This window comes from Mycobacterium sp. NGS50 (assembly GCF_059812545.1).
Map to the genome: position 1 here is coordinate 44646 of NZ_JCALCW010000016.1, position 13849 is coordinate 58494.

14 protein-coding genes, 1 tRNA gene and 1 pseudogene are annotated in these 13849 nt (G+C 66.2%); 9 read left to right on the plus strand and 7 right to left on the minus strand.

The genetic code is table 11. From position 1 onward, the window contains the following. The first annotated feature begins 44 nt into the window (after positions 1 to 44). The 3 genes from AC5Y36_RS13190 to AC5Y36_RS13200 all read left to right on the plus strand — a co-directional run bounded on the left by AC5Y36_RS13190 (position 45) and on the right by AC5Y36_RS13200 (position 3180). The gene (locus AC5Y36_RS13190; protein ID WP_500041434.1) at positions 45 to 1550 is read left to right on the plus strand and encodes a dolichyl-phosphate-mannose--protein mannosyltransferase; all 1506 of its coding nucleotides are present in this window, start codon (positions 45 to 47) and stop codon (positions 1548 to 1550) included. Between the two features lie 103 nt (positions 1551 to 1653). Further along, positions 1654 to 2511, plus strand: coding sequence for a type IV toxin-antitoxin system AbiEi family antitoxin (locus AC5Y36_RS13195; protein ID WP_500041364.1), 858 nt, complete (start codon positions 1654 to 1656; stop codon positions 2509 to 2511). 72 nt (positions 2512 to 2583) lie between these two features. Continuing rightward, positions 2584 to 3180: an alpha-ketoglutarate-dependent dioxygenase AlkB gene (locus AC5Y36_RS13200; protein WP_500041365.1), complete on the plus strand. Its 597-nt coding sequence runs from the start codon at positions 2584 to 2586 to the stop codon at positions 3178 to 3180. A gap of 183 nt (positions 3181 to 3363) precedes the next feature. Here the strand turns inward: AC5Y36_RS13200 and AC5Y36_RS13205 are convergent, their stop codons facing one another. The 3 genes from AC5Y36_RS13205 to pat are packed head-to-tail and all read right to left on the minus strand — an operon-like array spanning position 3364 to position 5678. After that, positions 3364 to 4029, minus strand: coding sequence for a DUF5642 family protein (locus tag AC5Y36_RS13205; RefSeq protein WP_500041366.1), 666 nt, complete (start codon positions 4027 to 4029; stop codon positions 3364 to 3366). An 18-nt stretch (positions 4030 to 4047) separates the two neighbouring features. After that, a complete protein-coding gene (locus AC5Y36_RS13210; protein ID WP_500041367.1) occupies positions 4048 to 4728 on the minus strand; it encodes a DUF5642 family protein in 681 nt (226 codons plus the stop codon). Continuing rightward, the gene (gene pat / locus AC5Y36_RS13215; protein WP_500041435.1) at positions 4725 to 5678 is read right to left on the minus strand and encodes an acetyltransferase Pat; all 954 of its coding nucleotides are present in this window, start codon (positions 5676 to 5678) and stop codon (positions 4725 to 4727) included. The genes AC5Y36_RS13210 and pat overlap by 4 nt, the downstream gene beginning before the upstream one ends. 187 nt (positions 5679 to 5865) lie before the next feature. On the opposite strand from pat, the gene gdhA reads away from it, so the two are divergent. The 6 genes from gdhA to AC5Y36_RS13245 all read left to right on the plus strand — a co-directional run bounded on the left by gdhA (position 5866) and on the right by AC5Y36_RS13245 (position 11239). Then, the gene (gene gdhA, locus AC5Y36_RS13220; RefSeq protein ID WP_500041368.1) at positions 5866 to 7215 is read left to right on the plus strand and encodes an NADP-specific glutamate dehydrogenase; all 1350 of its coding nucleotides are present in this window, start codon (positions 5866 to 5868) and stop codon (positions 7213 to 7215) included. A gap of 86 nt (positions 7216 to 7301) precedes the next feature. After that, positions 7302 to 7658 (plus strand): XRE family transcriptional regulator, encoded by a 357-nt coding sequence (locus AC5Y36_RS13225; RefSeq protein WP_500041369.1) that lies wholly within the window; start codon positions 7302 to 7304, stop codon positions 7656 to 7658. Positions 7659 to 7686: 28 nt separating this feature from the next. Further along, entirely contained in the window at positions 7687 to 8430 is a 744-nt protein-coding gene (locus AC5Y36_RS13230) for a hypothetical protein (RefSeq protein ID WP_500041370.1), read from the plus strand. Between the two features lie 288 nt (positions 8431 to 8718). Then, a complete protein-coding gene (locus tag AC5Y36_RS13235) occupies positions 8719 to 9462 on the plus strand; it encodes a PE-PPE domain-containing protein (protein WP_500041371.1) in 744 nt (247 codons plus the stop codon). A 279-nt stretch (positions 9463 to 9741) separates the two neighbouring features. After that, positions 9742 to 10476: a PE-PPE domain-containing protein gene (locus AC5Y36_RS13240; protein WP_500041372.1), complete on the plus strand. Its 735-nt coding sequence runs from the start codon at positions 9742 to 9744 to the stop codon at positions 10474 to 10476. 358 nt (positions 10477 to 10834) lie between these two features. Next, on the plus strand, positions 10835 to 11239 hold the full coding sequence (locus AC5Y36_RS13245) for a hypothetical protein (protein WP_500041373.1): 405 nt from the start codon (positions 10835 to 10837) through the stop codon (positions 11237 to 11239). Between the two features lie 353 nt (positions 11240 to 11592). On the opposite strand, the gene AC5Y36_RS13250 is transcribed toward AC5Y36_RS13245, so the two are convergent. From AC5Y36_RS13250 to sepX, 4 genes and pseudogenes are all read right to left on the minus strand, one after another. After that, complete coding sequence (locus tag AC5Y36_RS13250; RefSeq protein WP_500041374.1) at positions 11593 to 11937, minus strand: hypothetical protein; 345 nt, start codon at positions 11935 to 11937, stop codon at positions 11593 to 11595. A gap of 480 nt (positions 11938 to 12417) precedes the next feature. Next, positions 12418 to 12583, minus strand: a pseudogene (locus AC5Y36_RS13255) (helix-turn-helix domain-containing protein); the annotation flags it as partial. Between the two features lie 96 nt (positions 12584 to 12679). After that, positions 12680 to 12752: transfer RNA gene (locus AC5Y36_RS13260), tRNA-Ala, on the minus strand. A 52-nt stretch (positions 12753 to 12804) separates the two neighbouring features. Beyond that, entirely contained in the window at positions 12805 to 13806 is a 1002-nt protein-coding gene (sepX, locus tag AC5Y36_RS13265; protein ID WP_500041375.1) for a divisome protein SepX/GlpR, read from the minus strand. Positions 13807 to 13849: the final 43 nt, after the last annotated feature.

The window sequence follows — 13849 nt, forward strand, 5'->3', positions numbered from 1 at the left end:
CAGCTGCGCCGCTCGACACCGAGGCCCCGCCGCGCGCGGCACCGATGATCAGCCCCGGCCCGTTGGCGCCGGTCGCCGATTTCGGCCCAGTCGACCGATTGAACGGCTGGGCGGTGACCCTGGCGGTGACCGCGCTGGCGGCGGTAACCCGGCTGATGAACCTGGGATCCCCGACCGATGCCGGCACCCCGATCTTCGACGAGAAGCATTACGCGCCACAGGCCTGGCAGATGCTGGGCAATCACGGCGTGGAGGACAACCCCGGGTACGGCCTGGTGGTTCATCCCCCGGTCGGCAAGCAGCTGATCGCGATCGGCGAGGCGATCTTCGGCTACACCGGGCTGGGCTGGCGGTTCACCGGGGCAGTGCTCGGGGTGGCGATGGTGGCGTTGGTCATCCGCATCGTGCGCCGGATCAGCCGCTCGACGCTGATCGGCGGGGTCGCCGGGCTGCTGCTGATCGGCGACAGTGTCAGTTTCCTGGCCGCACGCACCGCCCTGCTGGACGGGTTGCAGGCGTTCTTCGTGGTCGCAGCGTTCGGGGCGCTGATCGTTGACCGCGATCAGGTCCGGGAACGAATGGCGGCGGCATTGACGCGCGACGGCGCGGGGTTCGGCACCCCATGGGGGCCGCGGCTGGGTGTGCGCTGGTGGCGCTTCGGCGCCGGCGTCCTGCTCGGATTGGCTTGTGCCACAAAATGGTCCGGACTGTACTACGTGGCGTGTTTCGGGCTGATGTCGCTGGCCTTCGATGTCGCGGCGCGACGCCAGTACCGGGTGCTGCGGCCCTGGCTGGGAGCGTTGCGCCGGGATTTGGCGCCGAGCCTGTATGCGCTGCTGATCATTCCGTTCGGCGTTTATCTGGCGTCCTATGCGCCGTGGTTCGCCTCCGAGACCGGTATCGACCGCCACGAGGTCGGAAACACGATCGGTCCCGACTCCGTCGTTCCCCTGCCCGACGCGATCCGGTCGCTGTGGCACTACACCTACCAGGCGTATCACTTCCATGCCGGCCTGACCAATGCGGCCGGCAACCACCACCCGTGGGAGTCCAAGCCGTGGGCGTGGCCGATGTCATTGCGGCCGGTGCTCTACGCCATCGACCAGCAGAACGTTCCCGGCTGCGGGGCGCAGTCGTGCGTCAAAGCCGTGATGCTGGTCGGCACCCCCGCGATGTGGTGGGTGGCGGTGCCGGTGCTGGGCTATGCGCTGTGGCGGATGCTGGTGCGGCGGGACTGGCGCTACGCCGTGGTGCTGGTCGGTTATTGCGCCGGCTGGCTGCCCTGGTTCGCCGACATCGACCGGCAGATGTACTTCTTCTACGCGGTGCCGATGGCCCCGTTCCTGGTGATGGCGATCGCGCTGATTCTCGGGGATCTGCTGTATCGACCCGGCCAGACCACCGAACGGCGCACGCTGGGTTTGATCGTGGTGTCCTGTTATGTGGCGATGGTGTTGACGAACTTCGTCTGGCTCTACCCGGTGTTGACCGGTCAGCCGATCTCGCAGACCACCTGGAATATGGAGATCTGGCTGCCCAGCTGGCGATAGCTCATCTGGCCGCCGCCGCTGCGCTGACTCTGGGCGCTGCTTTTGCGTGTAGGGCTGTTGATTCGCGTTATCCACAGCCCTACACGTCGAGGACCATCGGGTCATGGGGGTGCTCCGTGGACCCGAGGCGATATCGGCGGGGCGGCTGAGCCGCGGCCAGTTGCGGTGGAACTACCAGGCGATATTTCCCGGTATCTACCTACCGCGGGCGGTGACACCGACACTGCGATGTAAGACCGTGGGCGCATGGATGTGGTCGAACCGCACCGGCGTGATCGCCGGACGCGCGGCGGCAGCACTGCACGGCGCGCAGTGGGTAGACGCAACGACGCCAATCGAGATGATCTGGCGCAGTGGCCGTCCGCCGGGCGGCATCGTTGTGCGCAATGAACGCATCGACGCTGACGAGATCGTCGAAGTCGACGGCATGCCGGTGACCAGCCCGGCCCGGACCGCGCTCGACCTCGCCCGCCATCTGCCGCTTGACGTCGCGGTGCGCCACCTCGACGCGCTGGCTCGCGCGACGGGTGTGACGGCCCGCGACGCCATGACGTTGGCACAACGTCATCGCAAAGCACGCGGCCTACCCCGATCGGAGGTCGCCCTCGCGCTGATGGATCCCGGCGCCGAATCGCCGAAGGAGACCTGGTTGCGGTTGGTCCTCACCGACGCCGGACTGCCACGGCCCAGAACACAGATACGGGTGACCGACGGCTTCAACGAGGCGTTCATCGACATGGGCTACGACGACGCGATGGTCGGCCTCGACTACGACGGCCGTCACCACAGCACCGATCGCGCCCGATACGTGCACGGCATCGGGCGCGCCGAGCTGATCGAACAACAAGGCTGGCTGGACATCCACGTTGTGGCCGAACACAGTCGCCAGTTCATCTTGCACCGGGTGTCGGAGGCCTTTACCCGCCGCGGTTATCCGCCGAGATCGCGCCTAGGGTCGTGACGTCGGGCCAGCGGCAACCCTCGCCGCGATCTCAACACCGCAATCGAACTGATGTGCGATAGGCTGGCCGGCGTGGCGATACCGGTTCAGGAGTCGCTGTTCGACTGCGAGGCACGTCGGGCGCTTGGCGACGGAGCGTGGTTGGAAGTGCGCTCGGGTTGGGCCGGCGAGGCCGACGAGTTGCTCGACGCACTGTTGTCCAGCGTGCCGTGGCGCGCAGAGCGCCGCCAGATGTACGACCGACTGCTCGACGTGCCGCGGCTGGTGAGCTTTTACGACCTGACCGTCGAGGATCCTCCCCATCCGCTGCTGCTGCGGTTGCGGCGCCGGCTCAACGACGGCTACGCCGGCGAGCTCGGCGAGCCCTTCACCACTGCCGGACTGTGCCTGTACCGCGACGGCTCGGACAGCGTCGCCTGGCACGGCGACACCATCGGACGCGGCAGCACGCAGGACACCATGGTCGCCATCGTCAGCCTGGGCGCCACCCGCACCTTCGCGTTGCGGCCGCGCGGCGGCGGGACGTCGTTGCGGCTGCCGCAGCGGCACGGCGACCTGTTGGTGATGGGCGGCTCGTGTCAGCGCACCTGGGAGCATGCGATCCCGAAGACGTCGAGGCCCGCCGGGCCGCGGATCAGCGTGCAGTTCCGCCCGCGCGGCGTCCGCTGAGTGTGACGGCGGCGACCCGCTGCGCCCGGCTCCGCCGCGCTTGCGATCGCCGCTGAGTGTGACGGCGGCGACCCACTGCGCCCGGCTCCGCCGCGCTTGCGATCGCCGCTGAGTGTGACGGCGGCGACCCACTGCGCCCGGCTCCGCCGCGCTTGCGATCGCCGCTGAGTGCGTCGGCGCCCGCTAGCTGCGGACCGCGGCCACCGCAGCGGTGAGCAGATCCCGGGCCCGGGCGGTGTCGACCGGCGGGGATGGCTGACCACGCTTCACCACCTGGTTGGCGGTGACGATCACCTGGAAATTGCCGAAGTGCGCAGTGTAGGTGTACAGCTCACCGCCCGCGCGGGGCTGGCCGTCGACCACGACCTGCCGGATGCGCCGGACACCGATCGTGCGCACCCCCTCGATGCGCGGGGCTTCGACGACCTCCACCATGCCCTGCACCTTGCCGCCGACGAAACCCACCCGCTGACAGCCGCGGCCCGGATCGTTGAACGGCACCGGCTTGGAGGTCTCCATCGCGATGGTGATGTAGCGCCCGGCGTCGCCCTCGGCGGCAACCGCGGCCATATTGCCCTGCACATTGTCCGGCATCTGCTGATTGATCACGAATTTCGAGCATTCCGGGGGGTCGAACTTCAGCCCGTCGGGCAGCTGGCGGTTGGCGAACATCTGCGGATCGATGCCCGTTTTGCCGTAGTCCTTGACCTTGAAGTCCGAGCCGAATTTCGACTTGATCTCGGAGACCTTGGTGATGTCGGCGTTGACATTGGACTCGGAGCTGCCGGACCCGCATGCGGCCAGCACGGCCGCGCATCCGATCACAACAAACGTTCTGGGATTTCGCATCGAGGTCAATGTACTCGTTCAGCTGCGCAACGCAGCGACGGTTTTGATCAGCAGGTCTGCGGCGAAGTGAGAGTCCAGTGCGGGATGCTGCGCGCCGGGGTCAGCGACCAACGCGGTGAACACGTAGTAGCCGCCCAGGTAGGCGGCGAACGTGTCCGCGTGCGAGACGATCTCGCTGCCACCCTCCACCACAGTGTTGATCTCGCTGACCATTCCGAGCGTCGCGGCACCGTCGATGTGCGGTGCGTCGATCAGGTGCACGCGGGCGGTGGTCCGCCCCTGGGTCATCGTCCAGCGGCCACAGCCGGCAACCCGCGCGCCGTCGAGCACCACCGGCCCACCCGCCGAGGCGGTCACCACCGCGTAGCTGATGCCGCTCGGGCCCGAGGCGGACAGCCCGCGGGTGGATCCACTGTGGCCGGCGAACGGGTCGGCCAGCGCCGCGCATTCCGGTGGGCTCGCGGTCCATCCGTCGACCAGGCCCCATGTCGCCGGAGGCGCCGATGCCCCGGAGACCCCGGCGATCTCGTGGCCGGCGGGCATGCCGGCCGCGACGTGGGTGATGTTGCCCGGGTTGATGTGCGCAGTCCCGCGATCACCCGGCGGGTGGGCGGGCCCGGGGACCTGCGATGGCCGAGCACACGCGGCCACCAACAACACCATCGCCACACCCGCCCAACACCACGGCGGCGATGTCATCCGTAGATCTGAATCACTTGGCGGGCAACGTTTTCGATCTTGCTTGCCGTCGCACGATCGAACGGCAGCCGATCGACTGCCGGCACGTCGATCACCGTGGTCACCACGCCGGGGTCGTCGCGCTGCCAGAACGCACCGTTGTGGTCCATGATGGCCCGCATCGGGACGTTGTCGGAAAGCACTCGTGCGGTGAACTTTTCCACGCCACCGACCCGGGCCGCGACGGCCAGCGCACCCATCAGGAAGGTGCCGATCCCCCGGCCCTGGTAGGCGTCGCCGACGGTGAAGGCGATCTCTGCGACGGTCTGATCGTGCTCGTCACGGACGAATCGGGCGTCGGCGACCGGCGACCCGTCGAGTTCGGTCATCACCCAGACGTAGTGGTCGAAGTAGTCGACTTCGGCCAGGTAGCGCATCAGCGGTGCGCTCGGGATGCGTGCCGACATGAACCGGCGATAGAGCGTGTCGTGGGAGAACAGCACGTGGCCGTGCAGGGCGCGCTCCTGATCGCCGGGCAGCACCGGTCGCAACAGCAGCACGACGCCGTCGCGATCGGGGACCGGGATGGGGGTGATGAACGCGGCGAGGCGTTGCCGCACGGTGCGCACCAACCGCTCCATGACCTGCGGAATGTGCACCAGCTGGGCGAACGCCTCGGCGTCACCGGCCCAGCCGGTCAGCGGCGTGGCGGCGGTCACGGTCGCGGTGCGCGGAATGTCGCGCAACAGGGCGATCTCGCCGACGATCATCCCGGCGGACACCTCGTCGGTACTCACCACACCGTCGTCGCCGCGGTGGCTGACCTCGGCGGTCCCCGATGAGATGAGCAGGAACGAGACGGCCTGCTCCCCCTGTTGCATGAGCAGCTGACCGGCGGCGGCGCGCCGCGGCTGCAAGCTGGTGGCCAACGCCGCCAATTCCTGCGGCGTGCAGCCCTGGAAGATGTCCATGGCGGCGAGATCATCGGCGCGCAAGATCGGTTCGGCCACCGTAGTCCTCACCCATGTCGAGGTCGTCTGAGTCAGGTTATGGCTCCACCGCGTGGTGGGCAATCACTGTTGCGCCCCGCGTCGAAGCCCATGACCAGCGGTCGTTAACCTCACAAGCTGACCCGACACCGTGTGAGGAAGACCAGGCATGACCCGGCTCGACGACAAGCTGCGCCACATCTACGACGAAGTGTTGCGCCGCAACCCCGGCGAAACCGAGTTCCATCAAGCCGTCTACGAGGTACTCACCAGCCTTGGCCCGGTGGTCGCCAAGCATCCCCAATACGCCGACACCGCCGTCATCCGGCGGATGTGTGAACCCGAACGCCAGATCATCTTCCGCGTCCCGTGGGTGGACGACCGCGGCGCCGTGCAGCTCAACCGGGGTTTCCGGGTGGAGTTCAATTCCGCGCTGGGCCCCTACAAGGGCGGCCTGCGTTTCCATCCGTCGGTCTACCTCGGCATCGTGAAGTTCCTCGGCTTCGAACAGATCTTCAAAAACTCGCTGACCGGCCTGCCTATCGGCGGCGGCAAGGGCGGGTCGGACTTCGACCCCAAGGGCCGCAGCGACGGGGAGGTGATGCGGTTCTGCCAGTCGTTCATGACCGAGCTGTACCGCCACATCGGCGAGCACACCGACGTCCCGGCCGGGGATATCGGCGTGGGCAGTCGGGAAATCGGCTACCTGTTCGGCCAATACAAACGGATCACCAACCGCTACGAGTCCGGCGTGCTGACCGGCAAGGGCCTGACCTGGGGCGGATCGCAGGTTCGCACCGAGGCCACCGGATACGGCGCCGTGTTTTTCATCGAGGAGATCCTCAAGGCGGCCGGCGACTCGTTCGACGGCAAGCGGGTCGTGGTGTCGGGCTCGGGCAACGTCGCGATCTATGCGATCGAAAAGATCCACGAACTCGGCGGCGTCGTGGTCGCCTGCTCGGACTCCGGCGGGTACGTCGTCGACCAGCAAGGCATCGACCTGGGGCTGCTCAAGGACGTCAAGGAGCAGCGTCGGGAACGCCTCGAGGTCTACGCCGCCGAGCGTCAGGGGTCGGCCCAGTTCATCAGCGGCCGCCTCACCTGGGACGTTCCCTGCGATATCGCGGTGCCCAGCGCCACCCACAACGAGCTCGACGGCGCTGACGCCGTCCGGCTCATCAACGCGGGGTGCCGCATCGTGGCCGAGGGCGCCAACATGCCGTGCACTCCCGACGCGGTCAAGGCGTTCGCCGAGGCGGGGGTGACGTTCGCGCCGGGCAAGGCGGCGAATGCCGGCGGGGTCGCGACCAGCGCCCTGGAGATGCAGCAGAACGCCTCGCGCGACTCGTGGACGTTCGAGTACACCGAGCAGCGTCTGGCCGCCATCATGCAGGGCATCCACGACCGCTGCCTGGCCACCGCGGCGGAATACGGCGCTCCCGGCAATTACGTCAGCGGGGCCAACATCGCCGGGTTCATCCAGGTCGCCGACGCCATGCTGGCGCAGGGCGTGATCTGAACACCCAGCTACCGGGCGATTATTGTCGGGGAAGTCAATCCACCGCAGTAGGTACAGATCGCCCAAAATTGGCTATGGTATACGACGTGCCACGTACAGATGAGAACGGCAGACAGCTCAAGGCTCTCCTGGGGTATCTGCTCGACGGCGACGTCGAAGCGCAGGAGATCTTCGAAGCGCTTGGGATTTCCAGCAGTACGTACTACCGCCGGGTCAAAGAAGCCGACTACCCCGACGCCGAGGACCTGCGCAAGATCGCCGACAGGTTCAAGCTGAACTACTTGGACCTGCAGATCCGGTTCGGGTTGCTCGGACACCACGACGTCGAGCGTTACCTCACGTCGGGACCGTCACCCGTCGCCACCATCGCACCGACACGTACGGCGCGGCGGATGCGGAGGCTGGCTGAACTGCAGCAGCGGCCGGACGCCCCCTCGCTGTAGTCCACCGTTTGACCGAAGGCACGTCGGGATGACATTGACAGCACTCATCACCATCACCCTGCTCTGCATCGCCTGGAGCCTGTGGATTCGCCGGGTTACCTGGACCTGCCGCTGGGAGGTCGCGGCCACCCTGAACATCGCCCTGCAGGGTTGCGCGGTGACCCTGATGTCGCCGTGGGCCTCGGAGACCCTAGGGCACTGGCTGCACAGCCTGACCGGGGAATGGAACATCGAGGACTGGATCGGTCACGACTGCTACATCGTGGCTGCCAGCGCCATCGTCTACAACGCCGTCGGCCGACTCGACGACGACGACGCCTTGCAGGCCAAATTCAAGCGCGACGTCGAGTACCCTGCCACGCTGTGCATTCCGCTGCTGCTGGCAGCGTTCACGTTGGGCAACGGCTCGGCGATCTACCGGGCGGACTTCTTCAACGTGCCGACCGACGTCTGGCTGAGCGTGTACTGGCTGATGCTCTGCGGCACGCTGGCCTACCTGCTGGTGTACGGGTCGCGGGCGCTGTTGATCCTGCGCCGCAATCCGGCGTCCCGCAGGATCGCCGACCTATATCTGATCGCTTCCGCCAGCGGCATCCTCGCCTGCGTGGCGCGGGTGGTGATTTCACTGGTGCCCGCCTTCCAGAACTCGGGCAGCAGCCTGCTGGTGTGGGCGCTGTGCTGTGGCTGCGGCGGCGGGTTCGCCCTGGTGTCGGCGCACTCCTGGCGCATCAAGTTGCGCTGGTTCACCCCGCGGGAATCGGTGAAGCGCTGAGCTGAGCCCGCGGACCGCATTGATGCGCTGAGCACGCGGTCCCCTCTCGAACTTTTGCCTGGTGTCCGCAGAATCAACGTGATGACGGTGCCCGTCGAGTCCGGTTAGCACATCGGGTCCGACCCCGTCAACGGCCTGCTCAGCGATTATTTCGTTTCCGGGGAATTAATTGACGCCGCCTGCAATAATTCTGCCGTTGGAAGCCAGTGCCACAGCGCGATCGGCGGGCACCTGCCATGCAGGCCCGCTCGGCGACAGCATTTGTGACCTTGAGGACAAGGAGGTCCCATGAAGAAAGTGTTCATCTGCGCCGCGCTGTGCAGCGCTGCGGCGGCGTTCGCCGGTACGGCCCACGCCGACGACAACAACAACGGCTTCCTGTCCGAGTCAAGCCAGGCACTGATCCTGGGCGCGACCGGCGTACCGACACCGGATGCCGCCTACATCAGCGCAGCGACAGACCTGTACCTCGACCCGAACGGCTACCTGGGCACGGCCGCGACGACGCTGCCGCTGACCACCCCCGGAGGATGGGACTTCTTCCAGAGCGTGCCGGAAGGCCAGGAGGATCTCGTCAACGCGGTCGTCGCCGCCTACAACGCCGGCGACATGGAGTGCACAGCCTCCGGCGTCTGCAGCGACCCGCTGACCATTTTCACCTACTCGCAGAGCAGTCTGGTCGCCTCCCTTGCGCAATCGCAACTCGCCGAGGAAGGAATCCCCAGTGACGCTTTACGTTTCGTGATGCTCGGGGCCAATCCGCTCGCCGTCCCCGACGACCTTTACCCGACCACGGTGTACAACATCGTCGGCGACTGGTTTGCCGACCCCCGCTCCGTCGGCAACACATTCGAAGAGATCATCTTCGGGATGTTGCTCCATAACGCCTACCTCGGGCTTACACCAGACCAAATCGACGCGGCCACACCGGTAATCGACGGAATGACAACGGTCTACGAAATTCCGACACTCACCGGCACCGAGATGTGGGAGGCGTTCTTCAACGTGCTGCTCCACACCCTCGGCTTGTGATCCGTTGGTGCCGCAGCAAAACCGACGCCCGGAGCGGCGGACATCGACGGACCCGGTGATGATGGGTCACGCCGCCGCGAGGTCACGGCCTCGTCGCACCGGGGAGTTGCTCAGCAACTCCCCGGTTCAGGGGTCCACTTCGCCCAGCGCATTTCGGCCCGACTTTGCCAATTCTTTGTTTGAGTTAACTCGGGTCAGGGAAACATCTCTTCGTAAGCCGGTGCCGTGCGGCACTACCAGAGGAAATATTGGAGAGCCACCTTAAGGACAGGGGTAGCCATGAAGAAAGTGATTCTCGGTACCGCGCTGTGCGGCGCCGCGCTGGCGATGGCCGGTGCAGCCAACGCCGACGGGAGTGACAGCGACTTCCTGTCCGGCTCAACCAACGCACTGATCCTGGGCCCGACCGGCATACCGACGCCGGACGCCGCCTACATCAGCGCCGCGACGAACCTGTACCTCGACCCGAACGGCTACCTCGGCACCGCGGCGACGACGCTGCCGCTGACCACGCCGGAGACCAACGACTTCGAAACAAGTGTGGCGCAGGGCGAAACCATCCTCATCAACGCGATCGTCGCCGACTACAACGCCGGCATGATGGATTGCGACGCCACCGGCGCGTGCAGCGACCCGCTGACGATTTTCACCTACTCGCAAAGCAGCGCCGTCGCCTCCCTCGCCGAACAGCAGCTCTCTGAGGAAGGAATCCCCACCGACGCTTTACGTTTCGTGATGCTCGGCGCCAACCCCGCCGGCGTCCCCGACGACTTGTACCCGACCGAGGTGTACAACATTCACGGCGACTTCTACGCCGAACCCGGCGTGTTGGGCACATCGTGGCAGGACATTCTGTTCGGGATGGAGCTCCATGACGCCTACCTCGGACTGACACCGGCCGAAATCGACTCGGCCACATCGGTCGTCGACGGAATGACCACCATCTACGACATTCCGACGCTCACCACCGCCGAGCTGTGGGCGGCGCTGTTCAGCGCGGCCAGCGCCATGTGATTCATCCGTCCGATTGGCCCCAAGGGCCGTAGTTCACGACGTCACAGCGGCTCGTCGGCTTGCGGGCCACCGCGTGCCGACCGTTTACCCAGCGCGTCGACCGGGCCCACCGGGGCGACCACGCCCGGCCTGTGAGTGTGCTGGGACGATCGTCGTCTCAGTACCGGTTCAGGCCCCAGCGTGGATACGATCAGTACCGCGAGTGTTGGCGAGCGGTTTGAGCATTCGTCAACCAGGGGGGTTCCATGAGCTGTAGTCGTATCCGGTGGCAGAGCACTGAGGCGGTGCTGAGCGCGGCCGGGGTTGCGATGTTCGGGGTCGCCGGCCCGCCCGGCGTCCGCACGGTGTCCGCCTCTTGGTGATCATGCTGAGGGTCACCCGTCTCCGCGGTAAGGACATCGCCTCCCTCGGAGTGTCGGAAGACGCGCTATCGACCTACGACAACGGGGTGTTAGCAGACTTGCTCAGCCCGGTGTTCAGCAGCGTCAACCAGGGGTGGGACCAGGCCAGTGAAGCCGCATTCACCGCCGACCAAGCGTTGGAAGCAGCGGTCTCCGGCGGATCGGCCACCGACATCAGCACCGCCCTGCTTGGCCTGATCGGCCCGACGTATCAGGCGCTGGGCCCTGAACTTGACTCCAGCCTCATCGACGTGGGCGCCCACCTTCTCACCGGTGTCGACCCTCTCGCCGCCGGCCTAGACACGAGCTCGGTGATCGATCCCAACATCTTCACCGACATACTCGCTTCAATCGGTTTCTGAAGATCGGCCACGCCCAGGCGCAACCAAAAGCCATCGGCCGCAGCCACCGCTGCAACATCTGCCGCTCTCGACGGCGGCGAACGCGAGGTCGGTAACCTCACCCCCGACTCCGCAGAGGTCTACCTGCCTTTCACACAGCAGCTGTGGGAGTACGGGCAGAAAAACGGGGCCGGGCTCACCGCCGCACCTGGCAACGACCAAGAGGCAGTAGCCGTTGAGCCAGAAATGGTGCCATTCGGGCACGGCGGTGTCGTGGGTGATCTTCCAGTGCCCGTCCTGCTCGATAAGGACAATCGGTGCGGGAACGTGTTCGTCTTTGGTTGCGAAATACGCACTCGTCGCGCGTTCTCAGATCATTTGCTGCATACGGTCACGAGGAGGGGCGTCCCTTGGAAGTCGCCGGGGATAGTCGCGGTGTTTCCCGGTGCGGCGGGCACGGCTCCGGAGGAGTGGTTGCCAAATGCGCCGTTAACGTCCTTTTGCCAGTTGACCGCACCGTCCTGATACCAGTAAGTCACGTCGATGTCGTAGAAGATACCGAGATAGTTGGTGTAACCGGCATGGGCGTCGAGTTGAGTTCCGTTCTGGGGCAAACAACCCGGGGGGTCTGCGGCCGCAGCGGGGCTTGCGGCCAAAGCGATCGAGACGGCTGCAACCACGGCCGTGGCGACGGCGAGACTGTGTTGTCTGAGTGTCATCTTGTCTACCTGTATCTCTCTGCTAGAGCCCTCAGCTCAGGAATCATTTGGTGATGGAAGATCGGCCGGACGGCGGAGTGTCACCAGGCGGCGGTGTGAGCTATGGGGACGGCGGAGCGCCGTCCAAGGGTGGCGGTGACACAATTGCATTCCAAGCCGAGTTCACACATTCCGGTGGAATCACGTAGTCCGGGTTGGCGCGGTGATGCCGTGCAGCCTTGTGACAGTGTGAGGGCCCGGCACCAGTAGCCAGGTTCGGTGGCTGCGTTACAACCCACGGTTCTATGCGGTGGCCCGGCAGCGCGGGACCGCCGATAAGTGCTACCGGTGCGGCCACACCAGCTAGTGATGTCGCGAGCAATATCGCCCTGGTAGCGGTCCTCATGCGCGCACTGTAGCTGCGTTTGCTGTAAACGGTCTGCGCATCCGCCGTGAAGCCGCTCGGGTTCGGGCGCGGCCGTTATTCAGCACGCTTCCTCGGGCTGGAACCCGATAAACCGTTGCACGACTTACTCGCGACGCAGCGGCAATAGTCGGGGCAGACTCCTCGGTTGCGTGCATCCGCTTCGCCTACGCGGATTTCGCGGCATCCAACGCCTTCGGGCGTCCGATTGCTTGACCGCGTGCCCCGACGTGCTTCGCGGGCACACCATCACTCCGCGACGCGGCCATTGAAGCTGCTACGGACGCTCTGCGGACCGCCTCAGACGGTCGACTACCGCACTAACCTGCACAAACTCTGTGGAGCTAAGGGGAATCGAACCCCTGACCTACTCGATGCGAACGAGTCGCGCTACCAACTGCGCCATAGCCCCTGAACGCTAAGCAGATTACCAGTCGCCGCCGCGTCTGCTGAAACCGCCAGCGCTACTGGCCGACCGCCCGCGGCAGGTCACGGCGCCAGTCGTGGTCACGTGCATACGACGCGTACTCCAGATGCTCGAAGACCGGATCCTCGTCGTCGATCTCCAGCACCGCGGCCCCCGGCTGCCGCAACCGCGAGGGAACCACGTCGTAGTCGCGGTCGCTGGTGTTCTCCACCCCCAGCCGCGAACGTGCCATCCGCTGCATGCGGCGCTGCCGCAGCCGGGCTTCGATACGGGTCTGGCGGCGCAGGTAGGCCAGGTAGCAGACGGTCATGCCGGCAGCGGTGCCGCACATCCACCATGCGTCCGGCGCCACCGTAAAGGCCGCCGCCGCGGAGGTGACCAGCACCAGTGCCATGGCCAGCAGCACCCGCGTGCGGAAGCGGTACTTGCGGGCGCTGACCACCAGCGCCGTGCTCTGGTCGTAGCGGCGACGCCGGGATGCGCCGAAGGAAACGGCCGGTTCCATCGTGGTCGGCAGGTCCTCCTCGGCTTCCAGCCCCGAGGTGTCCTCGACGTACTCGTATTCGTCGTCGGTGGCGTCCCAGATCTCGGTGTCGGGATCCTCTGCGTCGGTCTCGTAGACGCCTTCGGTCTCGTCCTGGTCTTGTTCCTGGTCGTCATCCATCGCCGCGCTGGCCCCGACCGGCAACGCCCCGGAATCCTCGTCGACGACGTCGACGTCCAGGTAATCGGGCTCGCGGACCTCGGCGACGGCCGCCTGCACCACGACCGACCGCGACGGCGCGACGTCATGCTCGCTGTCAAAGCCCTCGTCCAGGTCTTCCTCGGGCTGCCAGTCGGGATCGCTGCGGTGACCGGCCGCGGGGCCGCCGCGTTTGAGCAGGCGCGCGGAACCACCGGTGTTGAGCACCCGGGTCGCCAATGCCACGTCGCTGGTGCGCCGGACCGTATCGCGCTTGCTGATCAGCATGGGCACCAGCACGAACAGCCAGAGCACCACGAGTGAGATCCAGAGCAACGATTGGGGGATGCTGGGCATGGTGACCTGCTCCTTTCCTAGCCAAGGCTAGGGGCGCGACCGG